This is a genomic window from Streptomyces sp. NPDC055254, from assembly GCF_053606025.1.
In genome coordinates this window covers 156243-172616 of sequence record NZ_JBSGQV010000002.1, presented here as the reverse complement: position 1 = coordinate 172616, position 16374 = coordinate 156243, and the positions used below count along the sequence as shown (strand labels likewise).

General features: G+C 65.6%; 29 protein-coding genes. All 29 read left to right on the top strand.

Annotation, left to right across the window (positions count from 1 at the left end):
* Nucleotides 1-749 precede the first annotated feature (749 nt).
* The 29 genes from rpsJ (at nucleotide 750) to ACWFQ8_RS02890 (ending at nucleotide 16355) form a co-directional block, all read left to right on the top strand.
* Complete coding sequence (gene rpsJ, locus ACWFQ8_RS03030) at nucleotides 750-1058, top strand: 30S ribosomal protein S10 (protein ID WP_003948644.1); 309 nt, start codon at nucleotides 750-752, stop codon at nucleotides 1056-1058.
* 14 nt (nucleotides 1059-1072) lie between these two features.
* Entirely contained in the window at nucleotides 1073-1717 is a 645-nt protein-coding gene (rplC, locus tag ACWFQ8_RS03025) for a 50S ribosomal protein L3 (protein WP_007265899.1), read from the top strand.
* Nucleotides 1718-1721: 4 nt separating this feature from the next.
* Nucleotides 1722-2372, top strand: a complete 651-nt coding sequence (gene rplD, locus ACWFQ8_RS03020; protein ID WP_030710344.1) for a 50S ribosomal protein L4 — start codon at nucleotides 1722-1724, stop codon at nucleotides 2370-2372.
* Entirely contained in the window at nucleotides 2372-2695 is a 324-nt protein-coding gene (gene rplW, locus ACWFQ8_RS03015) for a 50S ribosomal protein L23 (RefSeq protein ID WP_007265901.1), read from the top strand. The genes rplD and rplW overlap by 1 nt, the downstream gene beginning before the upstream one ends.
* A 39-nt stretch (nucleotides 2696-2734) precedes the next feature.
* A complete protein-coding gene (rplB, locus tag ACWFQ8_RS03010) occupies nucleotides 2735-3571 on the top strand; it encodes a 50S ribosomal protein L2 (RefSeq protein WP_008739715.1) in 837 nt (278 codons plus the stop codon).
* 12 nt (nucleotides 3572-3583) lie between these two features.
* On the top strand, nucleotides 3584-3865 hold the full coding sequence (gene rpsS, locus ACWFQ8_RS03005) for a 30S ribosomal protein S19 (RefSeq protein ID WP_008739713.1): 282 nt from the start codon (nucleotides 3584-3586) through the stop codon (nucleotides 3863-3865).
* Between the two features lie 43 nt (nucleotides 3866-3908).
* A complete protein-coding gene (rplV, locus tag ACWFQ8_RS03000) occupies nucleotides 3909-4256 on the top strand; it encodes a 50S ribosomal protein L22 (protein WP_266938741.1) in 348 nt (115 codons plus the stop codon).
* The gene (gene rpsC / locus ACWFQ8_RS02995; RefSeq protein ID WP_069921523.1) at nucleotides 4256-5098 is read left to right on the top strand and encodes a 30S ribosomal protein S3; all 843 of its coding nucleotides are present in this window, start codon (nucleotides 4256-4258) and stop codon (nucleotides 5096-5098) included. Before rplV ends, rpsC begins: the two co-directional genes overlap by 1 nt.
* Nucleotides 5099-5103: 5 nt before the next feature.
* On the top strand, nucleotides 5104-5523 hold the full coding sequence (gene rplP, locus ACWFQ8_RS02990) for a 50S ribosomal protein L16 (RefSeq protein WP_008739704.1): 420 nt from the start codon (nucleotides 5104-5106) through the stop codon (nucleotides 5521-5523).
* The gene (rpmC, locus tag ACWFQ8_RS02985) at nucleotides 5523-5747 is read left to right on the top strand and encodes a 50S ribosomal protein L29 (RefSeq protein WP_453784419.1); all 225 of its coding nucleotides are present in this window, start codon (nucleotides 5523-5525) and stop codon (nucleotides 5745-5747) included. Before rplP ends, rpmC begins: the two co-directional genes overlap by 1 nt.
* Nucleotides 5747-6028, top strand: coding sequence for a 30S ribosomal protein S17 (gene rpsQ / locus ACWFQ8_RS02980; RefSeq protein ID WP_030008467.1), 282 nt, complete (start codon nucleotides 5747-5749; stop codon nucleotides 6026-6028). The genes rpmC and rpsQ overlap by 1 nt, the downstream gene beginning before the upstream one ends.
* Nucleotides 6029-6134: 106 nt before the next feature.
* Nucleotides 6135-6503, top strand: coding sequence for a 50S ribosomal protein L14 (rplN, locus tag ACWFQ8_RS02975; protein ID WP_008739701.1), 369 nt, complete (start codon nucleotides 6135-6137; stop codon nucleotides 6501-6503).
* Nucleotides 6504-6505: 2 nt separating this feature from the next.
* Nucleotides 6506-6829 (top strand): 50S ribosomal protein L24, encoded by a 324-nt coding sequence (gene rplX / locus ACWFQ8_RS02970; protein WP_214946845.1) that lies wholly within the window; start codon nucleotides 6506-6508, stop codon nucleotides 6827-6829.
* Nucleotides 6829-7380 carry a 50S ribosomal protein L5 gene (rplE, locus tag ACWFQ8_RS02965; protein ID WP_030388859.1) on the top strand — a complete coding sequence of 184 codons (552 nt, stop codon included), beginning with the start codon at nucleotides 6829-6831 and terminating at the stop codon, nucleotides 7378-7380. The genes rplX and rplE overlap by 1 nt, the downstream gene beginning before the upstream one ends.
* A 5-nt stretch (nucleotides 7381-7385) precedes the next feature.
* Entirely contained in the window at nucleotides 7386-7571 is a 186-nt protein-coding gene (locus ACWFQ8_RS02960; RefSeq protein WP_003956452.1) for a type Z 30S ribosomal protein S14, read from the top strand.
* A gap of 223 nt (nucleotides 7572-7794) precedes the next feature.
* Nucleotides 7795-8193, top strand: a complete 399-nt coding sequence (gene rpsH / locus ACWFQ8_RS02955; RefSeq protein WP_007265911.1) for a 30S ribosomal protein S8 — start codon at nucleotides 7795-7797, stop codon at nucleotides 8191-8193.
* Nucleotides 8194-8213: 20 nt separating this feature from the next.
* On the top strand, nucleotides 8214-8753 hold the full coding sequence (gene rplF, locus ACWFQ8_RS02950) for a 50S ribosomal protein L6 (protein WP_453784418.1): 540 nt from the start codon (nucleotides 8214-8216) through the stop codon (nucleotides 8751-8753).
* 2 nt (nucleotides 8754-8755) lie between these two features.
* Entirely contained in the window at nucleotides 8756-9139 is a 384-nt protein-coding gene (rplR, locus tag ACWFQ8_RS02945; protein WP_030008471.1) for a 50S ribosomal protein L18, read from the top strand.
* Between the two features lie 45 nt (nucleotides 9140-9184).
* On the top strand, nucleotides 9185-9790 hold the full coding sequence (gene rpsE, locus ACWFQ8_RS02940) for a 30S ribosomal protein S5 (protein WP_214946843.1): 606 nt from the start codon (nucleotides 9185-9187) through the stop codon (nucleotides 9788-9790).
* The gene (gene rpmD / locus ACWFQ8_RS02935) at nucleotides 9790-9972 is read left to right on the top strand and encodes a 50S ribosomal protein L30 (RefSeq protein ID WP_053682614.1); all 183 of its coding nucleotides are present in this window, start codon (nucleotides 9790-9792) and stop codon (nucleotides 9970-9972) included. Before rpsE ends, rpmD begins: the two co-directional genes overlap by 1 nt.
* Nucleotide 9973: 1 nt before the next feature.
* Nucleotides 9974-10429 carry a 50S ribosomal protein L15 gene (gene rplO / locus ACWFQ8_RS02930; RefSeq protein ID WP_053682613.1) on the top strand — a complete coding sequence of 152 codons (456 nt, stop codon included), beginning with the start codon at nucleotides 9974-9976 and terminating at the stop codon, nucleotides 10427-10429.
* Between the two features lie 187 nt (nucleotides 10430-10616).
* Nucleotides 10617-11930 (top strand): preprotein translocase subunit SecY, encoded by a 1314-nt coding sequence (secY, locus tag ACWFQ8_RS02925; protein WP_384537093.1) that lies wholly within the window; start codon nucleotides 10617-10619, stop codon nucleotides 11928-11930.
* Nucleotides 11930-12577, top strand: a complete 648-nt coding sequence (locus tag ACWFQ8_RS02920) for an adenylate kinase (protein ID WP_453784417.1) — start codon at nucleotides 11930-11932, stop codon at nucleotides 12575-12577. Before secY ends, ACWFQ8_RS02920 begins: the two co-directional genes overlap by 1 nt.
* Nucleotides 12578-12743: 166 nt before the next feature.
* Nucleotides 12744-13595, top strand: coding sequence for a type I methionyl aminopeptidase (map, locus tag ACWFQ8_RS02915; protein ID WP_374775397.1), 852 nt, complete (start codon nucleotides 12744-12746; stop codon nucleotides 13593-13595).
* Between the two features lie 138 nt (nucleotides 13596-13733).
* Entirely contained in the window at nucleotides 13734-13955 is a 222-nt protein-coding gene (infA, locus tag ACWFQ8_RS02910; RefSeq protein ID WP_003956442.1) for a translation initiation factor IF-1, read from the top strand.
* A gap of 74 nt (nucleotides 13956-14029) precedes the next feature.
* Nucleotides 14030-14143: a 50S ribosomal protein L36 gene (gene rpmJ / locus ACWFQ8_RS02905; protein ID WP_003956441.1), complete on the top strand. Its 114-nt coding sequence runs from the start codon at nucleotides 14030-14032 to the stop codon at nucleotides 14141-14143.
* Between the two features lie 200 nt (nucleotides 14144-14343).
* Nucleotides 14344-14724, top strand: a complete 381-nt coding sequence (gene rpsM, locus ACWFQ8_RS02900; RefSeq protein ID WP_031146594.1) for a 30S ribosomal protein S13 — start codon at nucleotides 14344-14346, stop codon at nucleotides 14722-14724.
* Nucleotides 14725-14778: 54 nt separating this feature from the next.
* A complete protein-coding gene (gene rpsK / locus ACWFQ8_RS02895; protein WP_006376016.1) occupies nucleotides 14779-15183 on the top strand; it encodes a 30S ribosomal protein S11 in 405 nt (134 codons plus the stop codon).
* 149 nt (nucleotides 15184-15332) lie between these two features.
* The gene (locus ACWFQ8_RS02890) at nucleotides 15333-16355 is read left to right on the top strand and encodes a DNA-directed RNA polymerase subunit alpha (protein WP_008739666.1); all 1023 of its coding nucleotides are present in this window, start codon (nucleotides 15333-15335) and stop codon (nucleotides 16353-16355) included.
* The last annotated feature ends 19 nt before the right edge of the window (nucleotides 16356-16374 follow it).

Here is a 16374-nt window from a genome sequence, read left to right as displayed (position 1 = left end):
CCTCGAACCTGAACTTCACCCGAGGCCTGACGATCCCGAACCTGGTGATCGTCCCGGTCGTGGACGGGAAGGTCAGCTTCTTCAACAACTCGGGCGACGTGGATCTCGTCGCGGACATCACGGGCTATTTCAGCTAGTGGCCTGAGACCGTCTTCGCACATGGGAGAGGCTCCGCACCGCAGGGTGCGGGGCCTCTCGCGCGTCGTGGGGGCGGGCCCCGCCCGAGCGCGTACGCCGGGAGCGGGGCGAGCGCCGGGGGTGCCCCGGACCTGACCGCCCGAGGATCACGCCGGGCCGCGTGCCGGGCGCGCGTGGCCCGGCTTGACCACGCAGCGTGGCGGGGTATTGTCTTCGGCCCGATTGGCGCCATACGTGCCTCGTATGGCAGACTACTCAAGTTGCTCGGTTGAGTGCCGATGCTGCGCGCCTCCCGCCGGGAGGACCGGAAGCGAGTCCCACAGTACTCGTCGTCCTTAATCTGCCCCTCGGGGCAGCAATGGGGGCGGACGTACGGGAATCTTCTGGGAAGTGTCAGCACGGTGCACACCAGGCACTCGGTGGGTGTTTCTCCCCCGAACCGCGGTCCAGGGACCGCACCCCCTTGGAGAGGGAATTTCCGTATGGGAATTTTCTGTAGAGGGAGTGCGACACACCCGACCGCGTGGGTCGGAGGAGAGGCCGCGGGATCCGTCCCGCAGCCAACCGGGGGCCAGAGCGTTTCCACATACAGACAGGACTACGGAGTAGCCATGGCGGGACAGAAGATCCGCATCCGGCTCAAGGCCTACGACCACGAGGTCATCGATTCCTCGGCGAAGAAGATCGTCGAGACGGTGACGCGCACTGGTGCGTCGGTCGCGGGCCCGGTGCCGCTGCCCACTGAGAAGAACGTGTACTGCGTCATCAAGTCGCCGCACAAGTACAAGGACTCGCGCGAGCACTTCGAGATGCGCACGCACAAGCGCCTGATCGACATCCTCGACCCGACCCCCAAGACCGTTGACTCGCTGATGCGCCTGGACCTTCCGGCCGGCGTTGACATCGAGATCAAGCTCTGAGAGGCGTCGAGAAGATGGCAAAGCAGATCAAGGGCGTCCTGGGCGAGAAGCTCGGCATGACCCAGGTCTGGGACGAGAACAACCGTGTCGTCCCGGTGACCGTTGTCAAGGCCGGGCCCTGCGTCGTTACCCAGGTCCGTACGAACGACATCGACGGCTACGAGTCGGTCCAGATCGCCTTCGGCGAGATCGACCCGCGCAAGGTGAACAAGCCCCTCAAGGGCCACTTCGCCAAGGCCGACGTGACCCCCCGCCGCCACCTGGTGGAGCTCCGCACCTCCGACGCCAGCGAGTACACGCTCGGCCAGGAGATCACTGCTGAGGTGTTCGAGTCCGGCGTCAAGGTCGACGTCACGGGCAACAGCAAGGGCAAGGGCTTCGCCGGTGTCATGAAGCGGCACAACTTCCGGGGCCTCGGCGCCGGTCACGGTGTGCAGCGCAAGCACCGCTCCCCCGGTTCGATCGGTGGCTGTGCCACCCCTGGGCGTGTCTTCAAGGGCATGCGCATGGCCGGTCGCATGGGTAACGAGCGTGTCACCACCCAGAACCTGACCATCCACGCGGTTGACGCGGAGAAGGGTCTGCTCCTCATCAAGGGTGCGGTCCCCGGTCCGAACGGCGGCCTCGTCCTGGTCCGTACCGCGGCCAAGGGGGCTTGAGGTAATGAGCACCATTGACATCCTTTCGCCGGCAGGCGACAAGGCCGGTACCGTCGAGCTCCCCGCGGAGATCTTCGACGCGAAGACCAGCGTTCCGCTGATCCACCAGGTCGTTGTCGCTCAGCTGGCTGCTGCCCGTCAGGGCACGCACAAGACCAAGCGTCGCGGCGAAGTCCGTGGTGGTGGCCGCAAGCCGTACCGCCAGAAGGGCACCGGCCGCGCGCGCCAGGGTTCGACCCGTGCGCCGCAGTTCGTCGGCGGTGGCGTTGTCCACGGCCCGCAGCCGCGTGACTACTCCCAGCGGACCCCCAAGAAGATGAAGGCCGCCGCCCTCCGCGGTGCCCTCTCGGACCGTGCGCGTCACTCCCGCATCCACGTCGTCACCGGCGTGGTCGAGGGTTCCGCCTCCACGAAGGCCGCCAAGACGCTGTTCGGCAAGATCTCGGAGCGCAAGAACCTGCTCCTGGTCGTCGAGCGCGCCGACGAGGCCGCGTGGCTGTCCGCCCGCAACCTGCCCCAGGTCCACATCCTGGAGCCGGGCCAGCTGAACACGTACGACGTGATCGTCTCTGACGACGTGGTCTTCACCCAGGCCGCTTTCGAGTCCTTCGTGTCTGGCCCCAAGGCCGATGAGACCGAAGGGAGCGACGCCTGATGTCTGAGGCGACCGTTACCAGCAAGACCTTCACTGACCCGCGCGACCTGCTGATCAAGCCGGTTGTCTCGGAGAAGAGCTACGCGCTGCTGGACGAGAACAAGTACACGTTCATCGTCGCGCCCGGCGCCAACAAGACCCAGATCAAGCAGGCCGTGGAAGCGGTCTTCTCGGTCAAGGTCACCGGGGTCAACACGATCAACCGTCAGGGTAAGCGCAAGCGCACCAAGACCGGTTTCGGCAAGCGTGCCAACACCAAGCGCGCCATCGTGACCCTTGCCGAGGGCAACCGTATCGACATCTTCGGCGGCCAGGCCTCCTAACGGAGGTCTAGTCGTCCGGAATCGGACGAGGACTGAGAAATGGGTATCCGCAAGTACAAGCCGACGACCCCGGGCCGTCGTGGCTCCAGCGTCGCCGACTTTGTCGAGATCACGCGGTCCACGCCGGAGAAGTCGCTGGTTCGCCCTCTGCACAGCAAGGGCGGCCGTAACAACACCGGCCGGATCACCGTTCGCCACCAGGGTGGTGGACACAAGCGCGCCTACCGTGTGATCGACTTCCGTCGTCACGACAAGGACGGCGTGCCGGCCAAGGTCGCGCACATCGAGTACGACCCCAACCGCACCGCGCGCATCGCGCTGCTGCACTACGCCGACGGCGAGAAGCGCTACATCATCGCGCCGAAGGCTCTGAAGCAGGGTGACCGGATTGAGAACGGCCCGACGGCCGACATCAAGCCCGGCAACAACCTGGCGCTCCGCAACATCCCGGTCGGTACCACGATCCACGCGATCGAGCTCCGTCCCGGTGGCGGCGCGAAGTTCGCCCGCTCCGCTGGTGCCTCGGTGCAGCTGCTGGCGAAGGAGGGCACCATGGCCCACCTTCGTATGCCGTCCGGTGAGATCCGTCTCGTCGACGCGCGCTGCCGCGCCACGGTCGGCGAGGTCGGCAACGCCGAGCAGTCGAACATCAACTGGGGCAAGGCCGGCCGCATGCGCTGGAAGGGCGTTCGCCCGTCCGTCCGCGGTGTCGCGATGAACCCGGTTGACCACCCGCACGGTGGTGGTGAGGGCAAGACCAGCGGTGGTCGCCACCCGGTCTCCCCGTGGGGTCAGAAGGAGGGTCGTACTCGCTCGCCGAAGAAGGCTTCGAGCAAGTACATCGTCCGCCGCCGCAAGACGAACAAGAAGCGCTAGGAGCGGGTTTAGATGCCGCGCAGTCTCAAGAAGGGGCCCTTCGTCGACGACCACCTCGTAAAGAAGGTGGACGTCCAGAACGAAGCCGGCACCAAGAACGTCATCAAGACCTGGTCCCGTCGCTCGATGATCATCCCCAGCATGCTGGGTCACACCATCGCGGTGCACAACGGCAAGACCCACGTCCCGGTGTTCGTCACCGAGTCGATGGTCGGCCACAAGCTCGGCGAGTTCTCGCCGACTCGCACCTTCCGCGGCCACGTCAAGGACGACCGGAAGTCGAAGCGCCGCTAAAGGCGGGGTGGTTACGACTATGACTTACACCGAAGGGACAACCATGGAAGCCAGGGCCCAGGCGCGGTACATCCGCGTCACGCCCATGAAGGCCCGCCGAGTGGTGGACCTTATCCGTGGCATGGATGCCACGGAGGCTCAGGCGGTCCTGCGTTTCGCCCCGCAGGCCGCGAGCGTGCCGGTCGGCAAGGTGCTTGACAGCGCCATTGCCAACGCCGCACACAACTACAACCACCCGGACGCCACTTCGCTGTTCATCAGCGAGGCGTTCGTGGACGAGGGCCCGACCCTGAAGCGGTTCCGTCCGCGTGCGCAGGGCCGTGCCTACCGGATCCGCAAGCGGACCAGCCACATCACCGTGGTCGTCAGCAGCAAGGAAGGTTCCCGGTAATGGGCCAGAAGGTAAACCCGCACGGGTTCCGGCTCGGCATCACCACCGACTTCAAGTCGCGTTGGTACGCCGACAAGCTGTACAAGGACTACGTCAAGGAAGACGTCGCCATCCGTCGGATGATGACGTCCGGCATGGAGCGCGCCGGCATCTCGAAGGTTGAGATCGAGCGCACCCGTGACCGCGTGCGTGTGGACATCCACACCGCTCGTCCGGGCATCGTCATCGGCCGTCGTGGCGCCGAGGCCGACCGCATCCGCGGCGACCTCGAGAAGCTCACGGGCAAGCAGGTCCAGCTGAACATCCTCGAGGTCAAGAACCCCGAGGTCGACGCTCAGCTGGTTGCCCAGGCCGTTGCCGAGCAGCTCTCCTCCCGCGTCTCCTTCCGTCGCGCCATGCGTAAGAGCATGCAGGGCACGATGAAGGCCGGCGCCAAGGGCATCAAGATCCAGTGTGGCGGCCGTCTCGGCGGCGCCGAGATGTCCCGCTCCGAGTTCTACCGCGAGGGTCGTGTGCCGCTGCACACGCTGCGCGCGAACGTGGACTACGGCTTCTTCGAGGCCAAGACCACCTTCGGCCGTATCGGTGTGAAGGTCTGGATCTACAAGGGCGACGTCAAGAACATCGCCGAGGTTCGCGCCGAGAACGCCGCGGCCCGTGCGGGCAACCGCCCGGCCCGTGGCGCGCAGGGCGCTGGCGACCGTCCCGCAGGCCGTGGTGGCCGTGGTGGCGAGCGCGGCGGCCGTGGTGGCCGCAAGCCGCAGCAGGCTGCTGGTGCCGAGGCCCCCAAGGCCGACGCTCCCGCCGCCGCTCCGGCCGAGAGCACCGGAACGGAGGCCTGACCGACATGCTGATCCCTCGTAGGGTCAAGCACCGCAAGCAGCACCACCCCAAGCGCAGTGGTATGGCGAAGGGCGGTACTGAGGTCACGTTCGGCGAGTACGGCATCCAGGCGCTGACCCCGGCGTACGTGACGAACCGCCAGATCGAGGCGGCTCGTATTGCGATGACCCGCCACATCAAGCGTGGCGGCAAGGTCTGGATCAACATCTACCCGGACCGCCCGCTGACGAAGAAGCCTGCCGAGACCCGCATGGGTTCCGGTAAGGGTTCTCCCGAGTGGTGGATCGCCAACGTGCACCCGGGTCGGGTCATGTTCGAGCTGTCCTACCCGAACGAGAAGATTGCTCGTGAGGCGCTCACCCGCGCTGCTCACAAGCTTCCGATGAAGTGCCGGATTGTTCGGCGCGAGGCAGGTGAGTCGTGATGGCGACGGGAACCAAGGCGTCCGAGCTGCGTGAGCTCGGCAACGAGGAGCTCGTTGGCAAGCTGAGCGAGGCCAAGGAGGAGCTGTTCAAGCTCCGCTTCCAGGCGGCCACGGGTCAGCTGGAGAACAACGGCCGGCTCAAGTCCGTCCGTAAGGACATCGCTCGCATCTACACCCTGATGCACGAGCGTGAGCTCGGTATCGAGACGGTGGAGAGCGCCTGATGAGCGAGAACAACGTGACTGAGAAGACCGAGCGCGGTTTCCGCAAGACCCGTGAGGGTCTGGTCGTCAGCGACAAGATGGACAAGACCGTCGTCGTCGCCGTCGAGGACCGCGTCAAGCACGCCCTGTACGGCAAGGTCATCCGTCGTACGAACAAGCTCAAGGCGCACGACGAGCAGAACGCTGCCGGCGTCGGCGACCGCGTCCTCATCATGGAGACGCGTCCGCTGTCGGCGAGCAAGCGCTGGCGCATCGTCGAGATCCTCGAGAAGGCCAAGTAATTCGTCCGGGGGGTTTCCCCCGGATTCGTTCCGCCAGGCTCGGTGGGGGCCTCGCTCCTCGGAGTGAAGCCCCCGCCGGGAACCGGCAGACAAACAGGAGATACACGTGATCCAGCAGGAGTCGCGACTGCGTATCGCCGACAACACTGGTGCGAAGGAAATCCTTTGCATCCGTGTTCTCGGTGGTTCCGGTCGCCGCTACGCGGGCATCGGTGACGTCATCGTCGCCACCGTCAAGGATGCGATCCCCGGTGGCAACGTGAAGAAGGGTGACGTCGTCAAGGCGGTCATCGTTCGCACCGTCAAGGAGCGCCGCCGCCAGGACGGCTCGTACATCCGCTTCGACGAGAACGCCGCCGTCATCCTCAAGAACGACGGCGACCCTCGCGGCACCCGTATCTTCGGCCCGGTGGGCCGTGAGCTGCGCGAGAAGAAGTTCATGAAGATCATCTCGCTCGCGCCGGAGGTGCTGTAAGCATGAAGATCAAGAAGGGCGACCTGGTTCAGGTCATCACCGGTAAGGACAAGGGCAAGCAGGGCAAGGTCATCATGGCCATCCCTACTGAGAACCGTGTCCTCGTCGAGGGTGTCAACCGGGTCAAGAAGCACACGAAGGCCGGCCAGACCGCTGGTGGCTCGCAGACCGGCGGCATCGTGATCGTCGAGGCGCCGATCCACGTCAGCAACGTTCAGCTGGTTGTGGAGAAGGACGGCCAGAAGGTCGTTACCCGCGTCGGTTTCCGCTTCGATGACGAGGGCAACAAGATCCGCGTTGCCAAGCGGACGGGTGAGGACATCTGATGGCTACCACTCCGCGTCTCAAGACGAAGTACCGCGAGGACATCGCGGGCAAGCTGCGTGAGGAGTTCTCCTACGAGAACGTCATGCAGATCCCCGGTCTCGTGAAGATCGTGGTCAACATGGGTGTGGGCGACGCCGCCCGCGACTCCAAGCTGATCGACGGCGCCATCAAGGACCTCACGACGATCACCGGTCAGAAGCCGGCCGTCACGAAGGCCCGGAAGTCCATCGCGCAGTTCAAGCTGCGTGAGGGTCAGCCGATCGGCTGCCACGTCACCCTCCGTGGTGACCGCATGTGGGAGTTCCTGGACCGTACGCTGTCGCTCGCGCTGCCGCGTATCCGTGACTTCCGTGGTCTGTCGCCGAAGCAGTTCGACGGCCGTGGCAACTACACCTTCGGTCTCACGGAGCAGGTCATGTTCCACGAGATCGACCAGGACAAGATCGACCGTACCCGGGGTATGGACATCACCGTGGTCACCACGGCGACCAACGACGACGAGGGCCGCGCCCTCCTTCGTCACCTCGGCTTCCCCTTCAAGGAGGCGTAAGCGAGATGGCGAAGAAGGCTCTCATCGCGAAGGCTGCCCGTAAGCCCAAGTTCGGTGTGCGTGCGTACACCCGCTGCCAGCGCTGCGGTCGCCCCCACTCCGTGTACCGCAAGTTCGGCCTGTGCCGCGTCTGCCTTCGTGAGATGGCTCACCGTGGCGAGCTGCCGGGCGTGACCAAGAGCTCCTGGTAACTCCTCCTCGTTCGCAAGGACTTGGGAAGTTCCAGGCACTCTCGGTAAGCATCTGGTCGGTGGGTGCCCAGCTCCGCATGCCGTAGGCTTGTGGGGTTGGGCGTCCGCCGCCCATAACGACTTACTACGCCGTAGGTCCCCGCACCGCACCCGTCCCGCCACTGAGTGGGGAGAGGGATGGCGCATACAGGAAACCCCGGCGAGAGAGGCCGAAGGCCACTTCATGACCATGACTGACCCGATCGCAGACATGCTCACGCGTCTGCGTAACGCTAACTCGGCGTACCACGACACCGTCGTGATGCCGCACAGCAAGATCAAGTCGCACATCGCAGAGATCCTCAAGCAGGAGGGTTTCATCACCGGCTGGAAGGTCGAGGATGCCGAGGTCGGCAAGAACCTCGTCCTCGAGCTGAAGTTCGGGCCGAACCGCGAGCGCTCCATTGCGGGCATCAAGCGGATCTCGAAGCCCGGTCTGCGTGTGTACGCGAAGTCCACCAACCTGCCGAAGGTCCTCGGTGGCCTGGGCGTGGCGATCATCTCCACGTCCCACGGTCTCCTGACCGGCCAGCAGGCAGGCAAGAAGGGCGTAGGTGGGGAAGTCCTCGCCTACGTCTGGTAGTCGGGAACGGAGGAAAAGCAATGTCGCGAATCGGCAAGCTCCCCATCCAGGTTCCCGCCGGTGTGGACGTCACCATCGATGGCAACACGGTCGCCGTGAAGGGCCCCAAGGGCTCCCTCGCTCACACCGTTAAGGCGCCCATCGCAGTCGCCAAGGGCGAGGACGGCGTTCTGAACGTCACCCGCCCGAACGACGAGCGTCAGAACAAGGCCCTGCACGGCCTGTCCCGCACGCTGGTGGCGAACATGATCACCGGTGTGACCACGGGGTACGTCAAGGCTCTCGAGATCAGCGGTGTCGGTTACCGCGTGGCCGCGAAGGGCTCCAACCTGGAGTTCCAGCTCGGCTACAGCCACCCGATCCTGGTGGAGGCGCCCGAGGGCATCTCCTTCAAGGTCGAGTCGCCGACCAAGTTCTCGGTCGAGGGCATCGACAAGCAGAAGGTCGGCGAGGTCGCCGCCAACATCCGCAAGCTGCGGAAGCCCGACCCGTACAAGGCCAAGGGTGTCAAGTACGCCGGCGAAGTCATCCGCCGCAAGGTCGGAAAGGCTGGTAAGTAGCCATGGCATACGGTGTGAAGATCGCCAAGGGCGACGCGTACAAGCGTGCTGCCAAGGCTCGCCGCCACATCCGCATCCGCAAGAACGTCTCGGGTACGGCGGAGCGTCCGCGCCTCGTCGTGACGCGTTCCAACCGCAACATCGTTGCTCAGGTCATCGACGACCTCCAGGGCCACACCCTGGCGTCGGCGTCGACCCTGGACGCTTCGATCCGCGGTGGCGAAGGCGACAAGAGCTCCCAGGCCCAGGCTGTCGGCGCGCTCGTCGCCGAGCGTGCCAAGGCCGCGGGTGTCGAGACCGTCGTGTTCGACCGCGGTGGCAACCGATACGCCGGGCGCATTGCCGCTCTGGCTGACGCCGCCCGCGAAGCCGGGCTGAAGTTCTAAGCCCCGGTTCCGGGACTCACGGACGTAACAGAGAGAGGTAATCCAATGGCTGGACCCCAGCGCCGCGGAAGCGGTGCCGGTGGCGGCGAGCGGCGGGACCGGAAGGGTCGCGACGGTGGCCCTGCCGCCGAGAAGACCGCTTACGTTGAGCGCGTTGTCGCGATCAACCGCGTCGCCAAGGTTGTCAAGGGTGGTCGCCGCTTCAGCTTCACCGCGCTGGTCGTGGTGGGCGACGGTGACGGCACTGTAGGTGTCGGTTACGGCAAGGCCAAGGAAGTTCCCGCGGCCATCGCCAAGGGTGTCGAGGAAGCCAAGAAGAGTTTCTTCAAGGTTCCCCGCATCCAGGGCACGATTCCTCACCCGATCACGGGCGAGCGTGCCGCCGGCGTCGTGCTCCTGAAGCCGGCTTCCCCCGGTACCGGTGTTATCGCCGGTGGCCCGGTGCGCGCCGTTCTGGAGTGCGCCGGCGTTCACGACATCCTGTCGAAGTCGCTCGGTTCGTCGAACGCGATCAACATCGTGCACGCGACCGTGGCTGCGCTCAAGGGTCTGCAGCGTCCCGAGGAGATCGCGGCTCGCCGCGGTCTGCCCCTCGAGGACGTCGCCCCCGCCGCGCTCCTTCGTGCACGTGCTGCGGGAGCGGGTGCGTAATGGCCCGTCTCAAGATCACGCAGACGAAGTCGTACATCGGCAGCAAGCAGAACCACCGCGACACGCTGCGTTCGCTCGGGCTCAAGCGCCTGAACGACGTCGTCGTCAAGGAGGACCGCCCCGAGTTCCGCGGAATGGTGCAGACCGTCCGCCACCTCGTGACGGTTGAGGAGGTTGACTAACATGGCTGAGAACAGCCCGCTGAAGGCCCACAACCTCCGTCCCGCCCCCGGTGCCAAGACCGCGAAGACCCGTGTCGGTCGTGGTGAGGCGTCGAAGGGTAAGACGGCCGGTCGTGGTACGAAGGGCCAGAAGGCCCGTTACCAGATCCCGCAGCGCTTCGAGGGTGGGCAGATGCCCCTCCACATGCGTCTGCCGAAGCTCAAGGGCTTCAAGAACCCCTTCCGCACCGAGTTCCAGGTCGTGAACCTGGACAAGCTCGGCGCTCTCTACCCCGAGGGTGGAGAGGTCACGGTGGCCGACCTGGTCGCCAAGGGCGCGGTTCGCAAGAACAGCCTCGTCAAGGTCCTCGGCCAGGGCGAGATCTCCGTGGCGCTGCAGGTTTCGGTTGACGCCGTCTCCGGCTCCGCCAAGGAGAAGATCGCCGCCGCTGGTGGCACCGTCACCGAGCTCGTTTAAGACGACTCCGGTGGCTGAATAGCTAGAAACCCGACCGGGGATGCCTCACATATGGGGCATCCCCGGTTGGTCGTTCCATGGGGGGCACAGTCGCCGGTAAGGTGGCCTGCACCTTTGCTTGTACGTATTCGTCGATCCCTCAGACCGTCACCTCTGACGCAGTAGCGCGGGGGTCGCAGGAGGCACCGTGCTCACCGCGTTCGCCCGGGCGTTCAAGACGCCCGACCTGCGCAAGAAGCTGCTTTTCACGCTCGCCATCATCGTGCTGTTCCGGCTCGGGTCCCACATCCCGGTTCCCGGCGTGAGCTACAAGAACGTTCAGATCTGTGTGGACCAGGCCGGGAGCAGCAACAGCCTCTTCGGTCTCGTCAACATGTTCAGCGGCGGTGCGCTGCTGCAGATCACGATCTTCGCGCTCGGCATCATGCCGTACATCACGGCGAGCATCATCCTGCAGCTGCTGACCGTGGTCATCCCGAAGCTGGAGACCCTCAAGAAAGAGGGCCAGTCCGGCACGGCGAAGATCACTCAGTACACGCGCTATCTGACGGTCGCACTCGCGATCCTGCAGGGCACCGGCCTCGTCGCCACTGCCCGCACTGGTGCCCTGTTCCAGGGCTGCCAGGTCGCCAGCCAGATCGTCCCCGACCGGTCGATCTTTACCACCGTCGTCATGGTCGTCACCATGACCGCCGGTACCTGCGTCGTCATGTGGCTCGGTGAGCTCATCACCGACCGCGGCATCGGCAACGGCATGTCGATCCTCATGTTCATCTCGATCGCCGCCGGCTTCATCGGTGCCCTCTGGGCCATCAAGGAGCAGGGCAAGATCGCGGACGGCTGGGTCGAGTTCGGCGTGGTCATGCTCGTCGGCCTCGCGATGGTCGGCCTGGTGGTCTTCGTCGAGCAGGCGCAGCGCCGGATTCCGGTCCAGTACGCGAAGCGCATGATCGGCCGCCGTTCGTACGGCGGTACCTCGACGTACATCCCGCTCAAGGTGAACCAGGCGGGCATCATCCCCGTCATCTTCGCCTCGTCGCTGCTCTACATCCCGGCTCTGGTCGTGCAGTTCAGCGGCTCCACCGCGGGCTGGGCCACCTGGATCCAGAAGCACTTCGTCAAGGGCGACCACCCGTACTACATCGCGGTCTACTTCCTCCTGATCGTCTTCTTCGCGTTCTTCTACGTGGCGATCTCGTTCAACCCCGAGGAAGTTGCAGACAACATGAAGAAGTATGGTGGGTTCATCCCGGGCATCCGCGCCGGCCGACCTACCGCCGAGTACCTGAGCTACGTGCTCAACCGGATCACCTGGCCGGGGTCGCTGTACCTGGGTCTCATCGCTCTTGTGCCGACGATGGCGTTGGCCGGCTTCGGAGCGAACCAGAACTTCCCGTTCGGCGGGACGAGCATCCTGATCATCGTGGGTGTGGGTCTGGAAACCGTGAAGCAGATCGAGAGCCAGCTCCAGCAGCGTAATTACGAAGGGTTCCTCCGCTGATGCGAATCGTCCTCGTCGGACCGCCCGGTGCGGGCAAGGGAACGCAGGCCGCGTTCCTTGCCAAGAACCTGTCGATCCCGCACATCTCCACGGGCGACCTGTTCCGCGCCAACATCAGCCAGGGCACCGAGCTCGGCAAGAGCGCGAAGTCGTACATGGACGCCGGCGAGCTCGTGCCGGACTCCGTCACCATCGGTATGGCCAAGGACCGGATGGAGCAGCCCGACGCCGCGAACGGCTTCCTGCTCGACGGCTTCCCGCGCAACCTTTCGCAGGCCGAGGCGCTCGACGAGATCCTCGAAGTGGCCGGGCTGGACCTGGACGCCGTCCTCGACCTGGAGGTCGAGGAGGACGAGGTCGTCAAGCGGATCGCGGGTCGCCGGACCTGCCGCAAGGACTCCGCCCACGTCTTCCACGTCACGTACGCCCCGCCGAAGGCCGAGGGCGTCTGCGACACCTGCGGCGGCGAGCTGTACCAGCGCGGGGACGACTCCGAGGCGACGGTCCGCAACCGGCTGGCGGTCTACCACGCGGAGACCGAGCCGATCATCGACTACTACAAGGCCCAGGGTCTCGTGTCGACGATCCCCGCCCTCGGCGAGGTCGCGGAGATCACGCGCCGCGCGATGGAAGCCCTCAAGAAGTAGTCAGCCCTTTGTCGTGCAGGTACGGCCGCGGTGTCCCTCGGGGCGCCGCGGCCGTCTGCATAACGCGCCTCGGCGCGACATCAGCCAATATTGAGGAACGACAGCGGACGTCGACCAGGTCCGCGCGAGCGGCGGTCGAGCCGCAGAACACGGAAGGCACGTCTCCATGGTGCAGATCAAGACCCCCGAGCAGATCGCGAAGATGCGCGAGGCAGGGTTGGTCGTCGCCGCGATCCACGCGGCGACCCGCGAGGCGGCCGTCCCGGGCGCCACGACGCGGGATCTGGACATGGTGGCCCGCAAGGTGATCGCCGATGCCGGGGCCAAGTCGAACTTCCTCGGTTACGGGGGCTTCCCGGCGACGATCTGCACCTCGGTGAACGAGGTCGTCGTCCACGGCATCCCGGACGACAAGACCGTCCTCAAGGACGGCGACATCATCTCGATCGACGCCGGCGCGATCGTCGACGGCTGGCACGGCGACGCCGCGTACACGGCGTTCGTGGGCACCGGGCACGCCCCTGAGCTCGTGGAGCTCTCCCGGGTGACCGAGGAGTCCATGTGGGCCGGTATCGCCGCCATGAAGCTCGGCAACCGCCTCGTGGACATCTCGAAGGCGATCGAGACGTACATCAAGCGCCAGCCGCGGCCCACCACCGGTGAGCACAGCCTCGGGAAGTTCGGGATCATCGAGGACTACGGCGGCCACGGCATCGGGTCCGAGATGCACATGGACCCCCACCTGCTGAACTACGTCTCGCGCAAGCGGGGCAAGGGGATCAAGCTGGTCCCGGGCCTCTGCCTGGCGATCGAGCCCATGGTCTCCCTGGGCACTGCGCAGACGGAGGTCCTGGCGGACGACTGGACCGTGATCACCACGGACGGCACCTGGTCCTCGCACTGGGAGCACTCCATCGCCCTGACCGAGGCCGGCCCGATCGTCCTGACCAGCCCCGACTGCGGCAAGGCGAAGCTGGCGGAGTACGGAGTCACGACGGCGCCGGACCCGCTCGGTTAGTGATCTAGACTCTGGGGCAAACTTTCCGGATTCGTCTTTCGGGGTGCCCTGACGTAGACTGACTCGTCGGCTCTCGTGCACCTCCATGTCTGCGTGGCGCACGGAGCCGATCAAGGTAGCCGATTCGAAAGGCGAAGCGTGGCCAAGAAGCAAGGTGCCATCGAAATCGAGGGCACCGTGATCGAGTCCCTCCCGAACGCGATGTTCAAGGTGGAACTTCAGAACGGTCACAAAGTCCTCGCGCACATCAGCGGCAAGATGCGCATGCACTACATCCGCATCCTCCCTGATGACCGGGTCGTCGTGGAGCTCTCCCCGTACGACCTGACGCGTGGCCGGATCGTCTACCGATACAAGTAGATCTTGTCTTCACTCCCGCCTGGGCGTCTTGTCCCGGCGCGGGTGGTGGCACTGACCCGGAGAACCTCACCAACATGAAGGTCAAGCCGAGCGTCAAGAAGATCTGCGACAAGTGCAAGGTGATCCGCCGTCACGGTCGGGTCATGGTCATCTGCGACAACCTGCGCCACAAGCAGCGCCAGGGCTGACGCACGCCGACCGACCTGCCTTTCGCAGTTCTTCGCGCGACGTAAGTACACGTACATACGCAGAACCCGCCCAGCCCTGTGAAGGGCCGGCGGTACCTCCGGCGGGGGCCGGGGACCCGGACGTACCACTCACCCACTCAGGGTGGTCGGCGGTCGGGGTCGGTTCTGCGGAAGACCCCCGAACACACAGGAGCCATTGAATGGCACGCGTTTCCGGTGTTGACATCCCGCGCGAAAAGCGCGTGGAGATCGCACTCACCTACGTCTTCGGTATCGGGCGCACCCGGTCCAAGGAGATCCTCGCCTCGACCGGCGTGAACCCCGACACCCGCGTTCGTGACCTGGCCGAAGAGGACCTGGTCAAGATCCGCGAGTACGTGGACGCCAACCTCCGCACCGAGGGTGACCTCCGCCGCGAGATCCAGGCCGACATCCGTCGCAAGGTCGAGATCCAGTGCTACCAGGGTATTCGCCACCGTCGTGGCCTCCCGGTGCACGGTCAGCGCACCAGCACGAACGCGCGTACCCGCAAGGGCCCGCGTCGCGCGATCGCCGGTAAGAAGAAGCCGGGCAAGAAGTAGTCCTGTTCAGCGGTCTTGCGCTGTAGGACCGACCACCTCCCGTAGGAGATTTAGATGCCCCCCAAGGGTCGTCAGGGCGCTGCCAAGAAGGTGCGCCGCAAGGAAAAGAAGAACGTCGCTCACGGGCACGCCCACATCAAGAGCACGTTCAACAACACCATCGTTTCGATCACGGACCCCGCGGGCAACGTGATCTCCTGGGCCTCCGCCGGCCACGTCGGCTTCAAGGGCTCGCGCAAGTCCACCCCCTTCGCCGCGCAGATGGCCGCCGAGTCGGCCGCCCGCCGCGCGCAGGAGCACGGCATGCGCAAGGTTGACGTCTTCGTCAAGGGTCCGGGCTCCGGCCGCGAGACCGCGATCCGCTCCCTCCAGGCCACTGGCCTGGAGGTCGGTTCGATCCAGGACGTCACCCCCACCCCGCACAACGGCTGCCGCCCGCCGAAGCGCCGCCGCGTCTGACGCAGCGGACGCACTTGTGCGTTCTTGAGTGTCCGGGCGGTACGAACCCCTCGCGGGGGACGTACCGCCCGTACCCTTGTAGTCCGCGGCTCCGGCTGCACCCCGTCGGGCGTCAAATAGTGGGCGTCCACGAATGAAGGAACACAGACATGCTTATCGCTCAGCGTCCCTCGCTGACCGAAGAGGTCGTCGACGAGTACCGCTCGCGGTTCGTGATCGAGCCGCTGGAGCCGGGCTTCGGCTACACCCTCGGCAACTCCCTGCGCCGCACGCTCCTGTCCTCGATCCCGGGTGCCGCTGTCACCAGCATCCGCGTGGACGGCGTCCTGCACGAGTTCACCACCGTGCCGGGTGTCAAGGAAGACGTCACCGACATCATCCTGAACATCAAGCAGCTGGTCGTCTCCTCGGAGCACGACGAGCCGGTCGTGATGTACCTGCGCAAGCAGGGCCCCGGCCTGGTCACCGCCGCCGACATCGCGCCCCCGGCCGGTGTCGAGGTGCACAACCCGGACCTGGTCCTCGCCACGCTCAACGGCAAGGGCAAGCTGGAGATGGAGCTGACCGTCGAGCGCGGTCGCGGCTACGTCTCCGCCGTCCAGAACAAGCAGCTGGGCCAGGAGATCGGTCGCATCCCGATCGACTCCATCTACAGCCCGGTCCTCAAGGTCACCTACAAGGTCGAGGCGACCCGTGTCGAGCAGCGCACCGACTTCGACAAGCTGATCGTCGACGTCGAGACCAAGCAGGCCATGCGTCCGCGCGACGCCATGGCGTCCGCCGGTAAGACCCTGGTCGAGCTGTTCGGTCTGGCGCGCGAGCTCAACATCGACGCCGAGGGCATCGACATGGGCCCGTCCCCGACGGACGCCGCCCTGGCCGCCGACCTGGCGCTGCCGATCGAGGAGCTGGAGCTCACGGTCCGCTCGTACAACTGCCTCAAGCGCGAGGGCATCCACTCCGTGGGTGAGCTCGTGGCGCGTTCCGAGGCCGACCTGCTCGACATCCGCAACTTCGGTGCGAAGTCGATCGACGAGGTCAAGGCGAAGCTGGCCGGCATGGGCCTGGCCCTCAAGGACAGCCCGCCCGGATTCGACCCGACCGCCGCCGCCGACGCCTTCGGCGCCGACGACGACGCGGACGCCGGTTTCGTCGAGACCGAGCAGTACTGAGCCCCGGCTCGCACAGCAA

Excerpts from the sequence above, each read along its gene's own strand:
- rpsJ (WP_003948644.1), top strand. The coding sequence starts at position 750 with ATGGCGGGACAGAAGATCCGCATCCGGCTCAAGGCCTACGACCACGAG.
- rplC (WP_007265899.1), top strand. The coding sequence starts at position 1,073 with ATGGCAAAGCAGATCAAGGGCGTCCTGGGCGAGAAGCTCGGCATGACC.
- rplD (WP_030710344.1), top strand. The coding sequence starts at position 1,722 with ATGAGCACCATTGACATCCTTTCGCCGGCAGGCGACAAGGCCGGTACC.
- rplW (WP_007265901.1), top strand. The coding sequence starts at position 2,372 with ATGTCTGAGGCGACCGTTACCAGCAAGACCTTCACTGACCCGCGCGAC.
- rplB (WP_008739715.1), top strand. The coding sequence starts at position 2,735 with ATGGGTATCCGCAAGTACAAGCCGACGACCCCGGGCCGTCGTGGCTCC.
- rpsS (WP_008739713.1), top strand. The coding sequence starts at position 3,584 with ATGCCGCGCAGTCTCAAGAAGGGGCCCTTCGTCGACGACCACCTCGTA.
- rplV (WP_266938741.1), top strand. The coding sequence starts at position 3,909 with ATGGAAGCCAGGGCCCAGGCGCGGTACATCCGCGTCACGCCCATGAAG.
- rpsC (WP_069921523.1), top strand. The coding sequence starts at position 4,256 with ATGGGCCAGAAGGTAAACCCGCACGGGTTCCGGCTCGGCATCACCACC.
- rplP (WP_008739704.1), top strand. The coding sequence starts at position 5,104 with ATGCTGATCCCTCGTAGGGTCAAGCACCGCAAGCAGCACCACCCCAAG.
- rpmC (WP_453784419.1), top strand. The coding sequence starts at position 5,523 with ATGGCGACGGGAACCAAGGCGTCCGAGCTGCGTGAGCTCGGCAACGAG.
- rpsQ (WP_030008467.1), top strand. The coding sequence starts at position 5,747 with ATGAGCGAGAACAACGTGACTGAGAAGACCGAGCGCGGTTTCCGCAAG.
- rplX (WP_214946845.1), top strand. The coding sequence starts at position 6,506 with ATGAAGATCAAGAAGGGCGACCTGGTTCAGGTCATCACCGGTAAGGAC.
- rplE (WP_030388859.1), top strand. The coding sequence starts at position 6,829 with ATGGCTACCACTCCGCGTCTCAAGACGAAGTACCGCGAGGACATCGCG.
- ACWFQ8_RS02960 (WP_003956452.1), top strand. The coding sequence starts at position 7,386 with ATGGCGAAGAAGGCTCTCATCGCGAAGGCTGCCCGTAAGCCCAAGTTC.
- rpsH (WP_007265911.1), top strand. The coding sequence starts at position 7,795 with ATGACCATGACTGACCCGATCGCAGACATGCTCACGCGTCTGCGTAAC.
- rplF (WP_453784418.1), top strand. The coding sequence starts at position 8,214 with ATGTCGCGAATCGGCAAGCTCCCCATCCAGGTTCCCGCCGGTGTGGAC.
- rplR (WP_030008471.1), top strand. The coding sequence starts at position 8,756 with ATGGCATACGGTGTGAAGATCGCCAAGGGCGACGCGTACAAGCGTGCT.
- rpsE (WP_214946843.1), top strand. The coding sequence starts at position 9,185 with ATGGCTGGACCCCAGCGCCGCGGAAGCGGTGCCGGTGGCGGCGAGCGG.
- rpmD (WP_053682614.1), top strand. The coding sequence starts at position 9,790 with ATGGCCCGTCTCAAGATCACGCAGACGAAGTCGTACATCGGCAGCAAG.
- rplO (WP_053682613.1), top strand. The coding sequence starts at position 9,974 with ATGGCTGAGAACAGCCCGCTGAAGGCCCACAACCTCCGTCCCGCCCCC.
- ACWFQ8_RS02920 (WP_453784417.1), top strand. The coding sequence starts at position 11,930 with ATGCGAATCGTCCTCGTCGGACCGCCCGGTGCGGGCAAGGGAACGCAG.
- map (WP_374775397.1), top strand. The coding sequence starts at position 12,744 with ATGGTGCAGATCAAGACCCCCGAGCAGATCGCGAAGATGCGCGAGGCA.
- rpmJ (WP_003956441.1), top strand. The coding sequence starts at position 14,030 with ATGAAGGTCAAGCCGAGCGTCAAGAAGATCTGCGACAAGTGCAAGGTG.
- rpsM (WP_031146594.1), top strand. The coding sequence starts at position 14,344 with ATGGCACGCGTTTCCGGTGTTGACATCCCGCGCGAAAAGCGCGTGGAG.
- rpsK (WP_006376016.1), top strand. The coding sequence starts at position 14,779 with ATGCCCCCCAAGGGTCGTCAGGGCGCTGCCAAGAAGGTGCGCCGCAAG.
- ACWFQ8_RS02890 (WP_008739666.1), top strand. The coding sequence starts at position 15,333 with ATGCTTATCGCTCAGCGTCCCTCGCTGACCGAAGAGGTCGTCGACGAG.